Origin of the sequence: Zobellia roscoffensis (assembly GCF_015330165.1) — a bacterium.
GTDB classification, from domain to species: domain Bacteria; phylum Bacteroidota; class Bacteroidia; order Flavobacteriales; family Flavobacteriaceae; genus Zobellia; species Zobellia roscoffensis.
On the sequence record NZ_JADDXT010000002.1, the window covers coordinates 1,274,533 to 1,293,300 of the forward strand.

Genomic DNA, 18,768 nt, shown 5'->3' on the forward strand with positions numbered 1-18,768 from the left:
AAACGGACTTCCCTCTTCATGGGAATGAAACTATAGCTATGCCATTAAAAAACGACCTTTTTCTTAGGGCCCTAAAGGGTGAAACTGTTGACCGCCCACCCGTTTGGATGATGCGTCAAGCAGGGAGATATCTTCCTGAGTTTATGGAAATCAGAAAAAAGTACGATTTCTTTACGCGTTGTCAGACTCCAGAGTTAGCCTCTGAAATTACAGTGCAGCCTATTCGTAGATACGGAATGGACGCAGCCATTCTTTTTAGTGACATTCTTGTGATTCCTCAAGCTATGAATATTGAGGTACAGATGAAACCAAATTTTGGTCCATACTTACCTAACCCTATCCGCTCGCAGAAAGACCTAGATAGTGTTATCGTTCCAGATGTAAACGATGCTTTGGGTTATGTTATGGATGCCATAAAAGCTACCAAAGAAAAACTGAATGATGAAGTTCCACTTATTGGTTTTGCAGGCTCACCATGGACCATTTTATGCTATTGTGTACAAGGCCAAGGAAGCAAAACTTTTGATAAGGCTAAAGAACTTTGCTTTACCCAACCTGTAGTGGCCCACGAACTTCTACAAAAGATTACGGATACAACTATTGCCTACTTAAAAGCGAAGGTGAAAGCAGGTGTAAATGCGGTTCAAGTATTCGATTCTTGGGGCGGAATGCTTTCCCCAACGGATTACAATGAATTTTCATGGCAGTACATTCAGCAAATTATTGATGCCTTAAAAGATGAAACTCCCGTTATCGCTTTTGGTAAAGGGTGTTGGTTCGCTCTTGGCGATATGGCAAAATCGGGTGCTGCCGCCCTAGGTATAGATTGGACGTGTTCTGCGCGTAATGCACGCTACCTAACCGGCGGGAAAATTACGTTGCAAGGTAACTTTGACCCCGTTAGATTGCTATCCCCTCCATCAGAAATAAAGAAGATGGTGACCCAAATGATTAATGAATTTGGAAAAGATAGCTATGTCGTAAATCTTGGTCACGGCATATTACCAAACGTACCTGTTGAAAATGCCAAGGCATTTATAGACGCGGTTAAAGAATGGAAACCCGTTAGCTAAATCAAAATGGACATGGAAAACGAAAACAGCGCCATTGCCCGTTTCGAAAGCTTTTCCATAGAACCAATACATGAAAAATATGCCTGGCGTATTTGTGATTTCGTAACTATAAATTCCGGACGTTTACAAAGATATTTTCCAATAACACTAGCTGCAAATCTTACGCCCAGCCTTTCCCAAATTTTTGTTGAACAGAAAGTCCATGAATATCAGAAGAACGAGGAATTTTTGTTCGTTCTAAAAGACAATGAAAACCGCACAATTATAGGTCTTGTTTATATTAAAGAACTGAACTGGGAGAAAAAACAAGCAGAACTGGCGTATTGCATAGGATACCAATTCGAAGGCAAAGGCATTACTTCCTTAGCTGTTGACACCTTATCCAAATATGCCACAAATGATTTAGGCCTTAAAACGCTCCAAATTATTGTTCACAAAACCAATAATGGCAGTATACGGGTAGCTGAAAAATGTGGTTATACATGGCAAAAGGTATTATTAAAAGAGCATACGCCTCCTAGCGAATCTCCCTTAGATATGGAGTTATATGAGCTTCATGTTTAAAACGCCTTAACAATTCAAAATAAAATCCTGATAAATAGTCATTTGTAGTCGGTATCTCTTCATAGCTTCCTTTGTATATTGTAAATTTACAGTCAATTCGCACAAAACCTTTCCTTTAATGAGAGACAAATTCTTTAGTTACATTCAAAACCTTCAAGACACTATTACTTCTAAACTTCAGGAAATAGATGGTAAAGCCAAGTTTCACGAAGATGTTTGGAACAGACCGGAAGGTGGCGGCGGTAGAACTAGAGTTATAGAAAATGGTGCCGTTTTTGAAAAAGGCGGTGTAAATATCTCTGGTGTGCATGGGGCCTTACCCAAGAGCATGCAGACTTATTTTGGAGTAGAAGATGCCGATTTTTATGCTTGCGGATTAAGTCTGGTGCTTCACCCTAAAAACCCGATGGTGCCTACAGTCCATGCCAACTGGCGTTATTTTGAAATGTATGATAAGGAAGGAAATATTGTTGACCAGTGGTTTGGGGGAGGACAGGATTTGACTCCTTATTATCTCTTTGATGAAGACGCAGTTCACTTCCACACTATTTGTAAGACTGCTTGTGATACACATAACCCAGACTTCTATTCAACCTATAAAAAGAAGTGTGATGATTACTTTTGGAATGCCCACAGGAATGAGGCTCGAGGCATAGGCGGGCTCTTCTTTGACTACTGCAAAGCTACCGATGAGATGAGTATGGAAAATTGGTATGACTTTGTTACCGAAGTGGGTAATAGCTTTTTAGATAGTTATATACCGATTGTTTCAAAAAGAAAAAAATTGGAGTACTCCCAAGAACAGCGAGATTGGCAGGAGGTCAGAAGAGGACGCTATGTGGAGTTTAATCTTGTTCATGACAAAGGCACTTTATTTGGATTGAAGACCAACGGTAGAATTGAAAGTATACTAATGAGCCTACCTCCACATGTGCAATGGCGTTATGACCACCAGCCAGAAGAAGGAAGTGAAGAATACCGATTGGTAGATATTCTAAAAAATCCAAAAAAATGGGTATAACCCTTAATGACTTGTTATGTCTAAAAAAGGAAAAGCAAAAAACACAGTTAATAAAGCCAAGCATACCAAGCTTTTAAATCGGAAAAAAGCGAAATTAAAACAAGAGAAGGAGACGCGTAAATTACGCCTGAAGGAGATTGCAAAACAAGGCCAAAAAAAAACCTGATCTACGGAGTGAGATTTTTAAAAACCCCTGATACCGTTTACTTAAGCAATCACTTTATCTGTAAGTTGCTTTTAGCATTTGCAATTTTGGCAATAGGGACTTCCTGTGACGCCAAACGATCCAAAAGCGATCTTGAAATAGTATTCACCCAAGACACCTTAAATGTAGGGTACACCTACTGGTGGGAAGAATCCGGTCCGTTCATTGGGTATTGTGGTAAAGAATATTCTCTTGTGTTTTCAGGTACAATTGTCAACTTAGAAAAAGCCAATTATGATGCCGCCCCTTTATACATCTCTCAAAAGGGAACTATAGCCCTAGATGAAGTCTATAAAATTAAGGATATGGGGAATAGTAGTTATGCAAGCCAAAAATTCTTTACTACAGATTGTTTTAGTAACACAAATGCAAGTCTAGGCGATAAAGTACTTGTTTACTGTTACGACTACGAAGGGGAATTAACTATTCCAGGAAATAGTTCAATTATAAAAATAAAAAGTATGGACCATCCCTTGGTTGGAGCTACCAAACGCTTTATTGATGCCAATGAAAACCCAATTGAAATTAAAAAGGACACTACCTTATGGTCTGCTTACGGCTACGGTAAAGAGCTAACCCAATTAATACGGTGCAAAGAAAATACTGAACGGATTATTTCCAAGTAATCGCTTTTTCTGAAACCTCCTTGAATTGATACACTACATGAGCCAAACGGGCTTTAAGCAACTCTTTTCTACCTATTTTTGTTCGTGTGTAAAGTAGTTCTGAATTCTCAACATGTTCCTTCCAAAAGCTGTGAAATTCTATGGCGTCCTTTTTTCGTTTTCCCAAATCCTGTGGCACTACATAATAATTACGGACATCCCATGTCCTTTTTACCCAACTACTACTAACCAGTAAATATCTAGGATTTTCTACGGGTGCCAGTATTTCATGTAACAGGTTAACGAACAAAGACCCTTCATGATTGGAGGCTCCTCTTAAATAACAGGCAAAACTACCGTTACTATGTTGCTCAGTTTCCACTGTAATCTCTGAATTACCAATATGAACCCGTTTCGTTTTTATAAGATAAGCCAATAAAGCTTTTCCTATTTTCTCCGTTTTCTTAATAGAGTTCCCAAATAAGAAATATAATTTCAGTGCTTTATATGTTTTAGGTGCAAAACCAATTACAACACCTGCCAACAAGAAGTATACAAACTGAAAAATGCCCTTGTTCAATAGGGTTCCTATATTCTTCATTAAAAACTCAGGAAGGAATAAACCTAAACCAGCAACCACTTCAATCAACAAATATTGTGCTGCATCTACCGAACGCATTTTTTTTGCTTTTCTAAACGGAGTTTTGCCCGAATAAGGTACTTTCACTTCCCGGACCAATAGGCTGCCTTTATCAATAGCTTCATGCCACCTTTCTTGCAAAGTATTTCTTTCTGAAGCAGATTGTACCATACTAGTATTCAATTCGTCTAAATCTGTTTCTTCATTAAAGATTTCGGGCAGTTGAAGCCTATCTAATCCATTTTCGATATAAGTTTTTCCACTAATAGAAACCCCCGAAAAGGCGGAGAATCGGCGTTTTAATTGTTCCAAATCCTTACCACCATCATTTATAGTTGGGTCAAGACATGCCAAATGCCAAATATTACCGGTTTTAGATAGTTCATTAGCATCCATTCTAATGGCTCTGCCCCGCATTTGGTTGGATGACACAAACGAACCTACGTACGATGCCAAAACCAGGGTGTTTATAGCCGGAGCGTCCCACCCTTCACCCAACAAAGATTTAGTACCAATTAGTATTTTAATTTTTCCCATCTGAAAAAGCGCTGTAACCGTGCCTACAATACTGTTCTTATTGTTCCCAGAAACTGTAATTTGTACAAAATCCGCATCAGAAGATAAGGGCTGCATGCTGAAAGTACCACTACCCAGCAACACCTCAAATTCTGAAACCACATCCTTATGAAGAACAACCAGCGAACCTGTTAGTATCCCCAAATACTGACTTTGGGCAGATTTAACACGTAGGTATTGAAAAATAGAAACCACGCCCAATTTATTAAGTGCAGTTACTTCATCGCCTTTAAAATCTAGGAACTCTTTCCTGATAAAATCGGTAAGAACAACTGCTTTCAAGTCGTTACCCAAAATTTGTTGCTCCTGTTCAATAATACTGTGTATACTTTCTAACTTGCTTGGGCTACTTGCCAGTGAACGGTATAGCTGCTCGTCCCCTATAAAATTGACCTTCTTTTTCTCGTATACTCCAATACGGCTCAAGCGTTTTTCTATGTCATGTAAAATAGGTTCATACTGGATGAGATCTTCACGCTGAACAACCAAAAGTTCTTGAAGTAAGATCTCCAACCAATCATACGTAAGTGTTGGAAAATTTACAACTGTACTTTCAAAACCTAGAAAGAGTAATTTCTTTTTATCTATTTCGAATTCAGCAGCATTCAAGAAAATTAACATGGCCGACAGGAATGAAGGTTTATCATAAATTTCTTCAAGCACCTCTTCCGTTCTTTTATAAAATGGATGTTCTAAAAGAAGGTTTTGAAAACTTTCATCCGCTTTCAGTTCGTTCATAAACTGAATAATGTCCTCTCTGTACCCTACGATATATCTAATCTGCGTTTCGGAAGGTTTTGAAAAATAAATAAAATCTTGATGCGGACATAGGTCACCGTTCTTCACTAAGTCGGGTACCGCTATTTCGTCATCAATTGGTCCACAGAGTTCAAAATACTTATTCAATTCAGCCCCAGAACTATCATACGGAGGCGTGGCAGTAAGGGATATAACTGTTAGATCTTCAATTTGCTTCAGAATCATCAAACATTTATACCATTCGTTTTTTAAATGGTGAGCTTCATCCAGAACAACCGTCTGAATGCCATTTCTTTTAATAAACTCTAATAGTGAATCATCGTCATTATCTAAAAAACGTTTATTTAGCGCATGCAATGACTGATATGTAGAAAAGGTCAAAAACTGAGGCTCTTTAATATTCGTTGTATAATCCACCAAAGAATTCTCATTTAGAAAAAATGACTCTAAACGATCACGCCACTGGTTTCTAATCGTCAAAGTAGGAGCTAAAACTAAGGTTCTCTTGTTTACCCTACGTAAAACCTCTATACCCAAAATGGTCTTTCCAGAGCCTGGCGGAGCAACTACATGTAGATGGTTATCCGTTATATGCTCCTCAAAATTGTCAAGAAAATTCTGCTGATAACTCCGCCATTCAAACTTAAAATTCAAGCTATGTTTTAGTTCCGTCAAGAGTTGGTCGTTTTTCTGTTTTTTAGGAGGATTATAAGTAACTTTGGATATTCAAAAATAGGCAAAATCATGTACCCACTTAGAAGAAACCGCAGACTAAGAACAAACGAATCTATCAGAAGTTTAGTGCGCGAAACTATTTTATCGCCCAAGGATTTTCTGGTTCCTCTTTTCGTAACAGAAGGCAAGGGTATTAAAGAAGAGATTGCTTCTATGCCCGATTACTACCGGTTGAGCTTAGACCTTTTGGAGGCAGAAGTTAAAGAACTTTGGAAAATGGGCTTGCATGCCGTACTACTTTTTGTAAAAGTGCCTGACAACCTAAAAGATAATAAGGGTACTGAAGCATTAAACGAAGACGGACTAATGCAACGCGCCATTAAAACTGTGAAGAACGCTTGCCCTGGCATGTTGGTCATGACCGATGTTGCCATGGATCCCTATTCATCTTACGGTCATGACGGAATTGTTGAAAACGGACAAATTCTTAACGATGAAACCTCTGATTTTTTAGCGGAAATGAGCGTATCTCACGCGTTGGCCGGAGCTGATATTGTAGCACCAAGCGATATGATGGATGGTCGCATACTATCAATTCGTGAGGCTCTTGAAGATGAAGGTTTGATCCATACGGGAATTATGAGTTATAGCGCTAAATATGCCAGTGCTTTTTACGGCCCGTTTAGAGATGCTTTAGATTCTGCTCCTGTAGATGTAAAAGACGTACCTAAAGACAAGAAAACGTATCAAATGGACTATGCCAATCGTTTTGAAGCACTTAAGGAAACTGAAATGGATGTAGATGAAGGTGCTGATATTGTAATGGTAAAACCAGGTCTTTGTTATCTTGACATTGTACGTGAAATTCGTAATGAAGTTGATGTTCCCGTGGCAGTGTATCAAGTAAGTGGTGAATATGCCATGGTAAAGGCCGCTGCCGAAAAAGGCTGGCTGGACCATGACGCGGTAATGATGGAACAACTTACTGCTATAAAAAGAGCCGGAGCCAATATCATTGCTAGTTATTTTGCTAAAGATGCCGTTAAATTATTGGGCTAATAAAACTTCTAAAAATCATTGTTGAGAGTAATTCAGCTTTTATTCTTTATTTTAACAATCCAGTTATCGCGAGCACAGGAAGGTACTTCTACGCCTTTAAATATTGGGTTCAATAATGCATTGGTTTATGGAAGTCCGTTTGACGTAGGGTTAGATTCGGTATACATTAATACTAATGTTGAAAAAATAATAACAAACGGTATAAAGAAGAACGCTTTTCCTGGGGCGCAGGTATTAGTGGCCAAAAATAGGAAGATAATCTTTCACAAAGCCTATGGTTATCATACATACGATAGCATTCAACCTGTAGCTTTAGATGATATTTATGATTTAGCTTCCGTCACTAAAATTACTGCCGCTCTACCAGCCATTATGAAATTGGTTGATGAAGGGAAACTTGATTTGGACGTTCCGTTTAGCACCTATTGGACCCGCTGGAAAGGAATAAAAGACAAACAAAATATTACATTACGCGAAATTCTAGCGCATCAAGCGGGACTTAAGCCTTATATCGTTTTTCTAAATGAGGTTTTTAGGAAAAACGGTAAGGCAAAGAAGCGATTTGTTAGAACGTCTTCCAGCAGAAGGTTTAAAAACCAAGCCTACGATGGACTTTACGTAAAAAATAGGTTCAACAAAAAAATGTATCGCCTTATTGACCGGTCAGATGTATCCAGAGAAAAGAAATATTCATATTCCGGACTTGCATTCTTAATTTTTCCAGAACTCGTTGAACAGTTGACGAAAGATACTTTTGAGTATTATCTAGAGAAAAATTTCTATTTACCCTTGAATGCACCTACAATGGGTTTTAAACCAAAACCAAAAGGCTTTTCTAACACTATTGTACCAACAGAAAATGATACACTCTTTCGTCATGCCCTAACCCAAAACTGGGTTCATGACGAGAATGCTGCACTTTTAGGTGGTATATCCGGCAATGCCGGACTATTCGCCACTGCTACGGATTTAGCAAAATTGATGCAGATGTACATGCAATATGGAGTGTATGATGGTAAACGTTACTTATCCGAAGCCACTGTAAAGGAATTTACACGTGTGCAGTTTCCCGAAAATGATAATCGCAGAGGTCTAGGCTTTGATAAGCCTTCATTAAACAACTCGGAACTGCCCCTATCCAAAGCGTATCCTGCTCCAGAAGTAGGCGCAGGTAGTTTTGGCCACAGTGGTTTTACAGGAACATTCGTCTGGGCAGACCCAGAAAATCAAATGGTATATATTTTTCTTTCAAATAGGGTTAATCCTACCCGAGATAATAGAAACCTTTATAACCTAAATATTAGACCTGCAGTACAACAGGTATTTTATAAAGCCACATTACCAAGTAAATAAGATCAGAAGATTATACTTTAATTGGTATCTTCGTTTTACTAAAACTCTTTCATGGGCTTATTAATTTTTTATGCTGTAGTATCCATTTTTATTTCTTTTCTCTGCTCTATTTTAGAAGCAGTACTGCTAAGTATCAACCCTACTTTTGTAAATGTAAAAAAGAAGGAAGGCAAGGCATATGCGGTTACACTAGAAGAATTAAAAAAGGATGTAGATAAACCTCTTATCGCTATTTTAACACTGAACACTATCGCTCATACGGTGGGCGCCATATTGGTTGGTGTTCAGGCCAAAGTTGCTTATGCCGAACTATACGGCACTTCTACTCGTAGCATATTTGGAGTTACTTTTACCGAAGATTTAATGGTAGGCGCCGTATCAACCATCATGACCATTCTTATTTTGGTGGCTTCGGAAATCATTCCAAAAACCATTGGTGCTACCTATTGGAGGCAACTTGCCAATTTTACTGCAAAAGCTTTGAATATAATGGTCATTGCCCTAAAATACACCGGACTTCTATGGATATTGCAACTCTTTACAAAGCTCGTTGGTGGCAAAGGGCACCACGGCAGTGTGCTAAGTCGAGAAGATTTCACTGCAATGACAGATATGGCCCGAGAAGAAGGCGTATTTGAAAAATCGGAATCCACTATTATTAAGAATCTCCTGCGTTTTGACCAAGTATTGGTAAAAGACGTAATGACCCCTAGAGCGGTGATGAAAATTGCCTCCGGAAGTAAAACTATAGCCGAGTTTTTCGAAGCCAACCCAAAAATGAGATTTTCACGTATTCCCGTATACGGTGAAAAAATAGACCATATTGACGGGTTTGTCTTGAAAGATACTATTCTAGAAGAAATGGTAAACAACAACGGAAACACCCCTCTTTCAGAAATTAAACGTGATATATTAATTACCGAAAGAGATACCCCTATACCCAAACTTTTTGATACATTAATTGCGAAAAGAGAACACGTAGCCTTAGTTGTAGATGAATATGGCTCCGTGAGCGGCCTGGTCACCATGGAAGATGTTATAGAAACGCTTTTAGGGCTGGAAATAATGGACGAGAGCGACAATGTTGCCGATTTACAAGAACTAGCTAGAAAAAACTGGAATACGCGTGCAAAACGCTCTGGAATACTTGATAAATAGTTTCACCGCAATCGTTCATTACTGAACGAGTATAAAACAATTTATAATGGAAACTGCTTTCATTAACACCCCCCTTGGCATAGCCAAACTTGAAGGTGACGATTTAGGTTTGTCTTCTATTATTGTATTAAATGGTGAGGAAAATATTTCTACGGAGATTCCTCATACTTTAAAAAATGCAGTAAATCAATTGCAACAATATTTTACAGGAGAACGTAATGGTTTTGATATTACACTAAACCCAAAAGGTACCGCTTTTCAAAAACGAGTGTGGGAAGCATTACTGAAAATACCTTACGGAAAGACTGTCTCTTACCTAGATCTTTCCAAAACTTTAGGCGACCCAAAAGCTATTCGTGCGGTAGCAGCTGCAAACGGCAAAAATCCACTTTGGATTATAGTTCCGTGTCACCGAGTTATTGGCAGCGATGGTTCTTTAACTGGTTATGCCGGCGGCTTACATCGTAAGAAGTGGCTTTTAGAACACGAAAGTCCCGTAAAACAGCAATCTCTTTTCTAATTCTAGCAGACTGGTTGGTCTGTTACTCAATAATTTCGTTTTACAATCAACACTAAATCACCTTTCATCGGTACATGGTTGCATTTCATGGCATAAGTAAATTCGGTGGGTTCTCGTTGTACAACCTTGTACCGACCATATGGTTTGTTTTTGGTTTTCACTCTTTATTAACCTCAAAATTTACAACAACATCTTGACCGTTATTTTAATCATTTAAAGGCCCACTCTAACCGATGTATAACACATTTTGGAATTAAATTCGGTATTTCAATCATCCCTAATACTAGCATTACAGCGATGAAACGCGAATTGAAAGCTTCATGTTAAAGATTTTTCTTATTTTCCTTTTTCTATTTTCAACGTAAAACATATGCTACAGAAAATAAATCTAGAATACATTCTCTTTTTAGATATCGAAACCGTACCTGAAGAACCCAGTTTTGAAGCTCTTAACGATGAGAAAAAAGAGCTTTGGGACCAGAAGTCCAGATACCAACGTAAGGACGAATTTACCGCCGAAGAGTTTTATGAACGGGCGGGAATCTGGGCGGAATTTGGTAAGATAGTTTGTATTTCCGTGGGATATTTTCGGGTAAATGGCGAAACAAAAACGTTTAGAACTACCTCGTTTTATGGTGAGGAAGACAAGCTATTAAAAGAATTCAAGAATTTATTGAACGGACATTTCAGTTCTCCCAAACATTTACTTTGTGGTCATAACGCCAAGGAATTCGATTTTCCATATATCGCACGAAGAATGATAATCCACGGAATTGAATTGCCTTATAAATTGAATCTGTTCGGTAAAAAACCTTGGGAAATTCCGCATCTGGACACCATGGAACTCTGGAAGTTTGGAGACTACAAGAACTTTACTTCCTTAAAATTATTAGCAAATATTTTAGGCATCCCATCGCCCAAACAAGATATTGATGGTAGTATGGTACGCGAAGTTTATTACAATGAAAAGGACTTGGATAGAATCGTTACCTATTGCGAGCTTGATGTGGTGACTACAGCTCAAGTATTTTTACGTTTACGTGGCGATGAGTTAATTGAAAATGATAATGTTAAAAGCATCTAGAAAAATCAGGCATTGTATTTCAACTGAATGTAAACCGGAAAATGGTCACTATAGCCCCCTATATACTTATTACCAACATAAGTGCGAAAAGGTGAGCCCATATACTTTCCTTTAAACTCCGTAAGATAATGTTCATCAAAAATATTGGCATGGGCAAAACTGTGGGTTCCCTTTTCAAAATTCAAAAAGCTATGAGAAACCATAATTTGGTCAAAAAGCATCCATGATCGTTTGTAGTTGGCGCTTCCACGCTCTGGCGTAAGTAATTTTTCCATGGGGTTGTACAGTGTTTTACTCTCCATAAGTGACCGTATACTTTCTGACTTTGGCCCATCGTTAAAATCACCCATAATAATATAATTAGGGTTGGCTTCCTTCGCTTCAATTGTTGCCATAAAATCTATTATGGTTTGGGCGGCTAAAAGTCGTTTATGAACAGTTGTAGTATTTCCACTTCTTCGTGAAGGCCAATGATTCACAAAAACATGAACCTCCTCATTATTCAGTTTTCCTTTTACATAGAGAATATCTCTTGTAGTATCTCTTCTGCCGTCCTCTTCATAAAGCAATAAGGCAATAGGCTCTGAATGCAAAACCTCAAAATGATCCTTGTGATAAATTAGTCCGCAATCAATTCCCCTTTCATCAGGTGAATCGTAATGCACATAACTATATTTAATATGCGCTAAAGGTTCAGCAGCAAGAAGATCCTCCATAACCTGCTGGTTTTCAACCTCCGCAACACCAACAAGAACGGGAGGACTCTGAGTTTCTGAATTCCCTATTTCAGATATGGTCTTAGCCAATTTGTACAACTTTTTTTTGTACCTTCTTAAGGACCACTTTTTACGTCCCTTTGGGGTAAAATCGTCGTCGAGAGTTTTAGGGTCGTCTATAGTATCAAATAGATTTTCTAGATTATAGAAGCTAATTGTGTTTAAATGGCTTCCTTTTTTTTTCCTGAAAAATGAAAAAATCATAAATTTCTCGATTGGGATCTTAAAATTACGAAAATAGGTCGGTCAGTATTGCTTAAATTTGCATTTTAGTTTAGATATGTTAGAAAAGAAGACCATAGATCACGAAAAGGCCGTTTTAATCGGTATTATAAACCGCGAACAGAGCGAAGAGAAAGTCACCGAGTATCTTGACGAGCTTGAGTTCTTAACGTACACCGCTGGCGGAGAGGTCATACAGCGCTTTGTACAACGAATGGATGTTCCCAACCCAAAGACCTTAATTGGTTCTGGTAAGATGGAAGAGGTAGAGGCATTCGTAAAAAAGCACGATATAGGTTCCGTTATCTTTGATGATGAGCTCACACCGGCGCAACAGCGAAATATAGAAAAGCTTTTACGCTGTAAAATTGTAGACCGTACCAGCCTCATCCTAGATATTTTCGCGCAGCGTGCACAGACCAGCTATGCACGTACCCAAGTTGAATTGGCGCAGTATGAATATTTACTGCCACGCCTAACCGGACTGTGGACTCACCTTGAGCGACAACGTGGTGGTATTGGTATGCGTGGACCTGGTGAGACTGAAATTGAAACGGATAGACGTATCGTACGTGACCGTATTTCGCTTTTAAAGAAGAAACTGTTAAAAATTGACCGTCAAATGGAAACCCAAAGAGGTAACCGTGGGGCTTTGGTACGCGTTGCTCTAGTAGGCTACACCAATGTGGGAAAGTCTACTTTAATGAACGTTATTAGTAAAAGTGAAGTGTTTGCCGAGAATAAGCTTTTTGCAACGCTAGACACGACAGTTCGGAAAGTGGTCATAGGCAACTTGCCTTTCTTATTGAGTGACACAGTAGGTTTTATTCGCAAACTGCCAACACAGCTAGTGGAGAGTTTTAAAAGTACTTTGGATGAAGTTAGAGAAGCAGACCTGTTACTTCATGTTGTTGATATATCACATCCGCAGTTTGAAGAGCATATTGAATCTGTAAATAAAATATTAGATGAAATAGACAGTGCAGACAAGAATGCTATAATGGTTTTCAATAAAATTGACCAGTATAAACATGCTGAAATAGACGAAGACGATTTAATTACCGAAAGAAACGAAAGGCACTTTACCATTGAAGAGTGGAAAAAAACCTGGATGCAGCGGGTTGGTGATAAGGCTTTGTTTATTTCTGCCTTAAATAAAGAAAATCTAGATGAGTTCAGGAAAAGAGTTTACGATGAAGTTAGAGATATTCATGTAACCCGTTTTCCGTACAATAACTTTTTATATCCTGAACATTTAGACCAGTATTAGTACATAATTTAATGTTTGCTTGCCGTTCGTCGGAAATACCAAACAACTCGTGTTTTTCACAACACAACTGCCTAAGTTCACAACAATAATTTAGACGGGTAACCAAACAGGTGTAAGTTTACAGTGTAATTAAGTGATAGTATTGACCCCAAATCAAATCTTAAGCTTAACCGAAACAAGTAATGAATCCCAAACCCATTGCTTGAAAAAAAATAATACCAAATTGACCAAACCTACTTGATAAAAAAACCCTCTATTGAGAGGGTTTTTTTATATCTGTGTTTTTCCTCAATCCTTCAAAAAGCATTAGAAACATACCATTCATCGAACATACCAAACAACTCGTATTTTTCACAACAAAGTAGAGTAAGTTCACAACAATAATTTAGCTAGGCAGGCAAACCATCGTAAGTTTACAGTGTAATTAAGTGATAGTAATGACCCCAAATCGAATCTTGAACTTAACCGAAACAAGTACGAATCCCAAATCCGGACTTGACCTACGAAAAGCTTAAAATTGTGATCCCAAATCGCGATTTAAATTTTATGAGTATACCTACTAAACAAATTACTAACTGATATGCATTTTATCTAAGATATGTTCATTTTAACGACTTTCACCACAAAATGAGATAGGTTCACAACAAAAATTTAGTGCTTACCAAGTTGCCCTCTACATTCGTCATGTATTTGAAATTTTAGTGTACGTCCCAGATAAATTACTTAACCAGAGTTTGATTTATTGACTGTACAACCAAACTTAACGTATCCTACTTAACTAAAAAAAACGCCCCGATACATATCGGGGCGTTTTCATTATATAATTTTTTCGATTTCTCTTAAAAAGCGTAGTTAAGACCAAAAAGGTAGTAACTCTGTGTAACATTATCCAAATTGTCAAAAGACGCATTGGTATCAGTAAGTAATGCATTAGCTAAACCTTCCTGTTTATTGCCACGAAGGCCAAATTCAAAACCTAGACCAATACCTTTCCAAAGTGTATAGCCAAACGAGTTAATCCAAGTCCAGTTAGATAAGTCGCTGCTTTTATAACTCTGAAAAGTAGAGAAGTTAGTCTTAAAGTTAACTGCACCTAATTGTTTTGCATAATCAACAACAATTTTAGCACCAGCGGAAGATTCGTACGCAGCATCATTATCTGCAAAAACAAAGTTGTAGTTCAATGGATGAATAACCACTACCATATCTGGAATAGGAGTCCAAGTAGCACCAACACCAAAATCTAAATAGCCAGGATCATTAAAGTTATTAATAATCGAAGTACGATATTCTGCCAAAGCCGAAATTGCAAATTTCTTGTTCAACTTGTACCCGTACAGAGAAGTAATGTTGAAAACATCTGTTGTGTTATCAAAACCCTCATCATCAGTTGGGTCATTTTTATCATCTAACTTCACCCATTGAAAATTGGCGTTAGCAGAGTTTCTCCAGAAGAACTTTTCTCTATCTAAATTAGCAATAGCGTTAACGGTAACCCCAATGTTTCCAGCTGAGTTATCTGGTGTACCCTGTGAATACCAGTTATTAAATTTTGAAAGGTTGGCGCCAATAGTACCAAATGCTCTTATTTTCCATCCTGGAAAAGCATCAATTTGACCCTGAAGGGCATCTACCCTTCCTTGAATGGCACTAATGGAATCTTTTTTTGCAGCTTGTTCAGTTTTTAGTTCATCTATTGTCTGTCCAAAACTTACCGAAAAAGTAAGTATAGACAAAGATGTAAGCAATAATTTTCTCATGGTTTCTGTGTTTATTAATTTAGAAACGCAAAAGTACTAATTGTCACTTATTTTAATAAAAAAACATCACTTTCTTTTATATAAAGGCACAGAAGAACATGCCTCTCCATACATAAGAGATTTTACAACAGGCTGTAACTTTCCTATTATCAACACATAAGCATTGGAAGGGACCGGTTTATTACTACAGCCTTTAATAATCACTAATTTATCCTTTAACTCTGAAACATCTAGATTATTTATGACCTCTGCATAAAGAATAGTCTCTAATTCCTCTAACGAACCCTGAATATACCGTTTGGTATAAGGTTGAAGCTTTGTAGCCAATAACATATACGCCCAACCAGGCACAATGGCATCCGTAGAACAATGTATGGCAACATATGCATTTTGATATTGAGACCAGTCATGTGATTCCGCGCTAGCCCTAAACTCCTTTTCTTTTAAAATAAAACCCTCAAGCAGCCAATCAGAAATATCAAAAAGCACACGTTTCCCTGGAAGATAATAATCTTCTAGGTTAAATGTAATGAGCTTGCTCTCGGCAACTCTATTGATTATTTCTTCTGACATAATTATTTTTTATAGCAAGCCTAATTCTAATTTCGCCTCTTCACTCATAAGGTCTTGCGTCCATGGTGGGTCAAAAGTAATTTCTACTTCCGCATCTTTAACTACATCCAAAGACTTAACTTTTTCCTCTACTTCTGCAGGAAGTGATTCCGCAACAGGACAATTTGGAGATGTAAGGGTCATCAAAATTTTGACCTCATTGTCTTCGTTCACAAAAACATCATATATTAACCCTAACTCATATATATCAACCGGAATCTCTGGATCATATATGGTTTTGAGTACTACTACTATTTTCTCGCCTAATTCTTGGCTATCTACTGCTGTTTCTTCGCTCATGTTCTTGAGATTAATTCTTTGAAAATTTAGGCGACCAAAAAAATTGGTCTAAATCCTAATTTAATTGTGTTTGGTAGGCTATTGCGTATAATTTCAATTGCTTGATCATACTTACCAAACCGTTAGCCCTAGTTGGTGAAAGATGCTCTTTCAACCCTATTTCATCAATAAATTCCGTATCCGCATCAATAATGTCCTGAGGTCTCTGGTTACTAAAAGCACGAATCAAAATTGCAATTATTCCTTTTGTTATAATTGCATCGCTATCGGCAGTAAACACCAATTTATCCTCTTCAAGCTCTGCGTGAACCCATACTTTACTCTGGCAGCCTTTGATAATATTATCATTGGTCTTATAACTATCATTAATAAGGGGTAAACTCTTCCCCAAGTCAATCATATACTCATAACGCTGCATCCAATCATCGAACATTGAAAATTCGTCTACTATTTCGTCCTGTATTTCCTTTATCTGCATTATGGCTATTTTGGGTAAAAATACAATAAGTATCTATGGATTTCAACACTTTAAGAGAATGATAACGCTAGTGGTTATTCCAGCATACCTTTGGCTCTGATTACAGCAGCAACCAACACATCTACCTCACTCATAGTATTATAGAAACTAAAACTAGCACGAACGGTACCCGGAATTTTGTAGAAATCCATAATAGGCTGTGCACAATGATGACCTGTTCGTACGGCAACACCCAACTTATCTAAAATAGAACCTATATCATAAGGGTGTAATCCTTCAATATTAAAGGAGATAACGGAAGTCTTGTTTTTAGCCGTTCCGTAAATTTTTAGTCCTTCTATTTTTAAAAGTTCTTGAGTAGCATACTCCAACAGTTTATGCTCATATTCTGCTATAGCTTCAAACCCTATAGCGTTCATATAATCTAGAGCAGCTCCGAACGCAATACCACCACAAATATTTGGTGTTCCTGCTTCAAATTTATGGGGCAGATCTGCATAGGTAGTTTTTTCAAAAGTTACCTCTGCAATCATCTCGCCTCCTCCTTGATAAGGAGGTAATTTGTTGAGCCATTCTTCTTTTCCATACAGCATTCCCTCTCCAGTTGGCCCACACATTTTATGAGCTGAAACCGTGTAAAAATCAACATCTAATTGTTGCATATCTGCTTTAACATGAGGAGCAGCTTGTGCACCATCTATTAAAACAGCTGCACCAACCGCGTGCGCTTTTTCTATAATTTCTTCAATTGGATTAATGGTACCTAATGCATTGGAAATGTGATTACAGAAAACCAGCTTTGTCTTACTAGAAAGTAATTCTTCATAAACATCCATCTTCAACTCACCTTCAAAGTTCATTGGAATTACCTTTAAAACGGCACCTGTTCTGTCTGCCAACATTTGCCACGGCACTATGTTGGAATGGTGCTCCATAGCTGAAACTAAAATCTCATCTCCTTTTTCAAGCAACGTGGTAAATCCGTTAGCAACGATATTTATACTGTGGGTCGTTCCTGATGTAAAGATGATTTCATATGAATTTTTAGCATTAAAATGCTCCTGAATCTTTTGACGTGCTACTTCGTACTTATCCGTTGCTTCTTGTGAAAGGGCATGTACCCCCCTATGGATATTGGCATTGTAATTCTGGTAGTAATCTACAATTACATCAATAACCTGCTGTGGTGTTTGAGATGTAGCAGCATTGTCTAAGTATACCAAAGGCTTCCCGTTCACTTCTCTGTTGAGAATAGGAAAATCTTGTCGAATTTTAGTAACGTCTATCATAACAATTATATTGAATACAAAGATACCGACTATGCCTTAAAGTACAGTGTAAATATGCGGGTTTATAAATTTCGGATATTGGTATAAAAGAAAAAATCCAAGATAACTATCTTGGATTTCAATACAGATTGATATTTTAGTTAAAACCTAAAACCAGCTCCAAACTTTAAATAACCGAGGTTATATTCGGCCGTATACTCTTGTCCTTCGGAATTTCGCTCATCCCTATATCTAACAAAATCATATTGTGCTTGCACAAATAATCTATTGGTTATATCATAGGACACTCCCAAATTTAAATTCAGCCCCCCGTAGGATACTGTATTTTCAAAAGACCCGAAAGCATAACTTTCTCCCTCGAATTTTGATTCAATGTAAGTGTAGCCCAATCCAACACTGGGGTGTAGCTTTTGTATTCCTGGTATAGTGAACTCTGCAAAAACTTTAGGTTGAATTAGCCAATTGGTCTCATCAAAATCTGTAAACACGGGTTCAAATTCATCACTTATATTCTTTTTAAATACACCAGCATTAATACCCGCTCCTATTTTTACAATATTAAAGTCTAAAAACCGATACCTTACTCCAACGTCTATAATACCTGGAGCATCATTTCCTATCTCATCACCGACGGATATAGGATAACTGGCCTCTACACTCCATTTCTGGTCTTGAGCAAATACGCTTACACTAAAAAAAAATATCGAAACTGTTAAAAAGTAAAATTTTCTCATCTGAACGATTAATTAAAGGTTTATAATTCTTTCGT

At 37.7% G+C, this 18,768-nt stretch carries 19 protein-coding genes; 11 read left to right on the forward strand and 8 right to left on the reverse strand.

The features are described from left to right. Nucleotides 1–38: 38 nt before the first annotated feature. From hemE to IWC72_RS05490, 5 genes are all read left to right on the forward strand, one after another. Entirely contained in the window at nucleotides 39–1,073 is a 1,035-nt protein-coding gene (gene hemE, locus IWC72_RS05470; RefSeq protein WP_194525210.1) for a uroporphyrinogen decarboxylase, read from the forward strand. A 12-nt stretch (nucleotides 1,074–1,085) separates the two neighbouring features. Then, nucleotides 1,086–1,637, forward strand: coding sequence for a GNAT family N-acetyltransferase (locus IWC72_RS05475; protein ID WP_194529089.1), 552 nt, complete (start codon nucleotides 1,086–1,088; stop codon nucleotides 1,635–1,637). A 118-nt stretch (nucleotides 1,638–1,755) separates the two neighbouring features. Continuing rightward, complete coding sequence (hemF, locus tag IWC72_RS05480) at nucleotides 1,756–2,658, forward strand: oxygen-dependent coproporphyrinogen oxidase (protein ID WP_194529090.1); 903 nt, start codon at nucleotides 1,756–1,758, stop codon at nucleotides 2,656–2,658. A 16-nt stretch (nucleotides 2,659–2,674) separates the two neighbouring features. Then, nucleotides 2,675–2,824, forward strand: coding sequence for a hypothetical protein (locus IWC72_RS05485; RefSeq protein ID WP_194525213.1), 150 nt, complete (start codon nucleotides 2,675–2,677; stop codon nucleotides 2,822–2,824). Between the two features lie 8 nt (nucleotides 2,825–2,832). After that, nucleotides 2,833–3,489 (forward strand): hypothetical protein, encoded by a 657-nt coding sequence (locus IWC72_RS05490; RefSeq protein ID WP_194529091.1) that lies wholly within the window; start codon nucleotides 2,833–2,835, stop codon nucleotides 3,487–3,489. Here IWC72_RS05490 and IWC72_RS05495 read toward each other — a convergent pair. Next, nucleotides 3,476–6,118, reverse strand: coding sequence for a DEAD/DEAH box helicase family protein (locus IWC72_RS05495; RefSeq protein ID WP_194529092.1), 2,643 nt, complete (start codon nucleotides 6,116–6,118; stop codon nucleotides 3,476–3,478). The genes IWC72_RS05490 and IWC72_RS05495 overlap by 14 nt on opposite strands. Nucleotides 6,119–6,187: 69 nt before the next feature. Here IWC72_RS05495 and hemB point away from each other — a divergent pair, with 69 nt between their 5' ends. From hemB to IWC72_RS05520, 5 genes are all read left to right on the forward strand, one after another. After that, nucleotides 6,188–7,177, forward strand: a complete 990-nt coding sequence (gene hemB / locus IWC72_RS05500; RefSeq protein WP_194529093.1) for a porphobilinogen synthase — start codon at nucleotides 6,188–6,190, stop codon at nucleotides 7,175–7,177. A gap of 21 nt (nucleotides 7,178–7,198) precedes the next feature. Then, on the forward strand, nucleotides 7,199–8,530 hold the full coding sequence (locus tag IWC72_RS05505; protein WP_194529094.1) for a serine hydrolase domain-containing protein: 1,332 nt from the start codon (nucleotides 7,199–7,201) through the stop codon (nucleotides 8,528–8,530). A 51-nt stretch (nucleotides 8,531–8,581) separates the two neighbouring features. Continuing rightward, nucleotides 8,582–9,688: a CNNM domain-containing protein gene (locus tag IWC72_RS05510; RefSeq protein WP_194529095.1), complete on the forward strand. Its 1,107-nt coding sequence runs from the start codon at nucleotides 8,582–8,584 to the stop codon at nucleotides 9,686–9,688. 46 nt (nucleotides 9,689–9,734) lie between these two features. Further along, nucleotides 9,735–10,208 carry a methylated-DNA--[protein]-cysteine S-methyltransferase gene (locus IWC72_RS05515; RefSeq protein ID WP_194529096.1) on the forward strand — a complete coding sequence of 158 codons (474 nt, stop codon included), beginning with the start codon at nucleotides 9,735–9,737 and terminating at the stop codon, nucleotides 10,206–10,208. 370 nt (nucleotides 10,209–10,578) lie between these two features. Continuing rightward, complete coding sequence (locus IWC72_RS05520; protein WP_194529097.1) at nucleotides 10,579–11,292, forward strand: 3'-5' exonuclease; 714 nt, start codon at nucleotides 10,579–10,581, stop codon at nucleotides 11,290–11,292. 5 nt (nucleotides 11,293–11,297) lie between these two features. Here the strand turns inward: IWC72_RS05520 and IWC72_RS05525 are convergent, their stop codons facing one another. Further along, a complete protein-coding gene (locus tag IWC72_RS05525) occupies nucleotides 11,298–12,272 on the reverse strand; it encodes an endonuclease/exonuclease/phosphatase family protein (protein ID WP_194529098.1) in 975 nt (324 codons plus the stop codon). Nucleotides 12,273–12,348: 76 nt separating this feature from the next. On the opposite strand from IWC72_RS05525, the gene hflX reads away from it, so the two are divergent. Next, nucleotides 12,349–13,560: a GTPase HflX gene (hflX, locus tag IWC72_RS05530; RefSeq protein ID WP_194529099.1), complete on the forward strand. Its 1,212-nt coding sequence runs from the start codon at nucleotides 12,349–12,351 to the stop codon at nucleotides 13,558–13,560. Between the two features lie 839 nt (nucleotides 13,561–14,399). On the opposite strand, the gene IWC72_RS05535 is transcribed toward hflX, so the two are convergent. From IWC72_RS05535 to IWC72_RS05560, 6 genes are all read right to left on the reverse strand, one after another. Next, complete coding sequence (locus IWC72_RS05535) at nucleotides 14,400–15,320, reverse strand: DUF3078 domain-containing protein (RefSeq protein ID WP_194525224.1); 921 nt, start codon at nucleotides 15,318–15,320, stop codon at nucleotides 14,400–14,402. A gap of 66 nt (nucleotides 15,321–15,386) precedes the next feature. Then, a complete protein-coding gene (locus IWC72_RS05540) occupies nucleotides 15,387–15,893 on the reverse strand; it encodes a DUF2480 family protein (RefSeq protein ID WP_194529100.1) in 507 nt (168 codons plus the stop codon). Between the two features lie 9 nt (nucleotides 15,894–15,902). Then, nucleotides 15,903–16,232, reverse strand: coding sequence for an SUF system Fe-S cluster assembly protein (locus IWC72_RS05545; protein ID WP_194525226.1), 330 nt, complete (start codon nucleotides 16,230–16,232; stop codon nucleotides 15,903–15,905). A 55-nt stretch (nucleotides 16,233–16,287) separates the two neighbouring features. Next, nucleotides 16,288–16,710 carry a SufE family protein gene (locus IWC72_RS05550; protein ID WP_194525227.1) on the reverse strand — a complete coding sequence of 141 codons (423 nt, stop codon included), beginning with the start codon at nucleotides 16,708–16,710 and terminating at the stop codon, nucleotides 16,288–16,290. A gap of 74 nt (nucleotides 16,711–16,784) precedes the next feature. Then, entirely contained in the window at nucleotides 16,785–17,999 is a 1,215-nt protein-coding gene (locus IWC72_RS05555; protein ID WP_226979498.1) for an aminotransferase class V-fold PLP-dependent enzyme, read from the reverse strand. 140 nt (nucleotides 18,000–18,139) lie between these two features. Beyond that, on the reverse strand, nucleotides 18,140–18,733 hold the full coding sequence (locus IWC72_RS05560; RefSeq protein WP_194529101.1) for an outer membrane beta-barrel protein: 594 nt from the start codon (nucleotides 18,731–18,733) through the stop codon (nucleotides 18,140–18,142). Nucleotides 18,734–18,768 lie beyond the last annotated feature (35 nt).

Coding starts and splice junctions, on each gene's coding strand:
- hemE (WP_194525210.1), top strand. CDS start 39: ATGCCATTAAAAAACGACCTTTTTCTTAGGGCCCTAAAGGGTGAAACT.
- IWC72_RS05475 (WP_194529089.1), top strand. CDS start 1,086: ATGGAAAACGAAAACAGCGCCATTGCCCGTTTCGAAAGCTTTTCCATA.
- hemF (WP_194529090.1), top strand. CDS start 1,756: ATGAGAGACAAATTCTTTAGTTACATTCAAAACCTTCAAGACACTATT.
- IWC72_RS05485 (WP_194525213.1), top strand. CDS start 2,675: ATGTCTAAAAAAGGAAAAGCAAAAAACACAGTTAATAAAGCCAAGCAT.
- hemB (WP_194529093.1), top strand. CDS start 6,188: ATGTACCCACTTAGAAGAAACCGCAGACTAAGAACAAACGAATCTATC.
- IWC72_RS05510 (WP_194529095.1), top strand. CDS start 8,582: ATGGGCTTATTAATTTTTTATGCTGTAGTATCCATTTTTATTTCTTTT.
- IWC72_RS05515 (WP_194529096.1), top strand. CDS start 9,735: ATGGAAACTGCTTTCATTAACACCCCCCTTGGCATAGCCAAACTTGAA.
- IWC72_RS05520 (WP_194529097.1), top strand. CDS start 10,579: ATGCTACAGAAAATAAATCTAGAATACATTCTCTTTTTAGATATCGAA.
- IWC72_RS05525 (WP_194529098.1), bottom strand. CDS start 12,272: ATGATTTTTTCATTTTTCAGGAAAAAAAAAGGAAGCCATTTAAACACA.
- hflX (WP_194529099.1), top strand. CDS start 12,349: ATGTTAGAAAAGAAGACCATAGATCACGAAAAGGCCGTTTTAATCGGT.
- IWC72_RS05535 (WP_194525224.1), bottom strand. CDS start 15,320: ATGAGAAAATTATTGCTTACATCTTTGTCTATACTTACTTTTTCGGTA.
- IWC72_RS05540 (WP_194529100.1), bottom strand. CDS start 15,893: ATGTCAGAAGAAATAATCAATAGAGTTGCCGAGAGCAAGCTCATTACA.
- IWC72_RS05545 (WP_194525226.1), bottom strand. CDS start 16,232: ATGAGCGAAGAAACAGCAGTAGATAGCCAAGAATTAGGCGAGAAAATA.
- IWC72_RS05550 (WP_194525227.1), bottom strand. CDS start 16,710: ATGCAGATAAAGGAAATACAGGACGAAATAGTAGACGAATTTTCAATG.
- IWC72_RS05555 (WP_226979498.1), bottom strand. CDS start 17,999: ATGATAGACGTTACTAAAATTCGACAAGATTTTCCTATTCTCAACAGA.
- IWC72_RS05560 (WP_194529101.1), bottom strand. CDS start 18,733: ATGAGAAAATTTTACTTTTTAACAGTTTCGATATTTTTTTTTAGTGTA.